A 1,287-nucleotide genomic window follows, 5' to 3' on the forward strand; every position below is an offset into this window, starting at 1 on the left:
CGAGCTAGAGCGTCGGCTGCTGCCTCCAGAACTAGATCGCCGAGAGGAACCCCCTGAGCTAGAGCTCCGGGAGGAACTGGAGGACGAACGGGATGAGGATCGGCGAGAGGAGTAGCTAGAGGAGGAACGAGACGATGACGAACTGGAGGATACCTGATAATACGGCGGTTCTTCTTGGCGAAGGCTAGACTCCATCTGGTTAATTTCCTGAAGATGCTGCTCGACTTGCTGGAGGATGGTTTCTAGGCGCTCCATGGCTTGGACGGCTTGGTCAAGGTGCTCGGGAGCCATGCTGATCTGGGTTGCTTCTGCATGGAGGTTGTGGGCTTCGTCTAACAGTTGGGTGACGGTCTGGAATGTTGAGTCTGCTTGGGTTGCGATCGGTTGATGCGGCCTGTACGCAGGTGCCACCCGCTGCACGTAGGGCAAGGTCATGGTCTGACAATGTTGCCACCGTTTCTGTTGGTATGCCAGGCGGCCGGCATAGGCTTGAATCTGGGTCTTCAACTGCTTATGTTGCTCAAGCCGCTGTTCCATACCCTTGAGCAGGGTCTCCGAGGAAAGCTGGATGGTGTCAATACTGGCGGCGATCGCCTCCCATGAACCGCTAGCTATTCTCGTCTCTAGGGAAGCGATCGCCCCATCCAAGGCTGCCCGATAGGTCGTATAGTCAGGATATTGGTAGCCCTGGGCCATCCATTGCTGCACGGTGGCCTCTCGCTGGGTTTGCAGGGCGATCGCTTCCCCAAGTTGCTGCATGGTGTCTAGGTGCGCCTGAATGCGATCGCAGCTATCCAAGGCATCGAGGGCGCGATCGTTGTGCAATTCCCGTTCAGCATCCTGAAGCTGCTCATCAATAAGCGTGACCAGCGGCGTTAGGTCGATCGGCTGCGCTTGAGCTAGGAGATCAGGAGTCATGGAGCGCTGGTTTTGGAGTCTTTGTAATACCTTGGGCGCTTCCTGGGGCGCTGTTTGCAGCCGTAGAATCAACCGTTTGATGTCTTCTAGATAGCCTAGAATGCCGTCAGTGCTTTCCATTGCAGGATCTACAAACATCAGCTTCATCTGCAGCGGCCTGCCGTCGAGCTGCTGACGAAGCTCATAAAACTGCTGGGGTAACCCCCCTTGGGGTTGTTCCAGCATCTGCATAGGGTTGAGCAGGGTACGCAACTGCTCGTCACTCAGAGCCATAACACTGGGGCGACTGCCGACCCAGTGCACATAAAGCTGCTCCCAAGCCGTGATCTGCTCCACGATGGGCGTCGATGTTGCCTGGGTCAACTGATG

General features: G+C 56.4%; 1 protein-coding gene. It reads right to left on the bottom strand.

Going from position 1 to position 1,287, the window contains the following annotated elements:
* Window positions 1-1,287: hypothetical protein (locus tag V6D20_08450; GenBank protein ID HEY9815811.1), on the bottom strand; the 1,287-nt coding region annotated here is incomplete at both ends.

Source organism: Candidatus Obscuribacterales bacterium (genome assembly GCA_036703605.1).
In the GTDB taxonomy this organism is placed as follows: domain Bacteria; phylum Cyanobacteriota; class Cyanobacteriia; order RECH01; family RECH01; genus RECH01.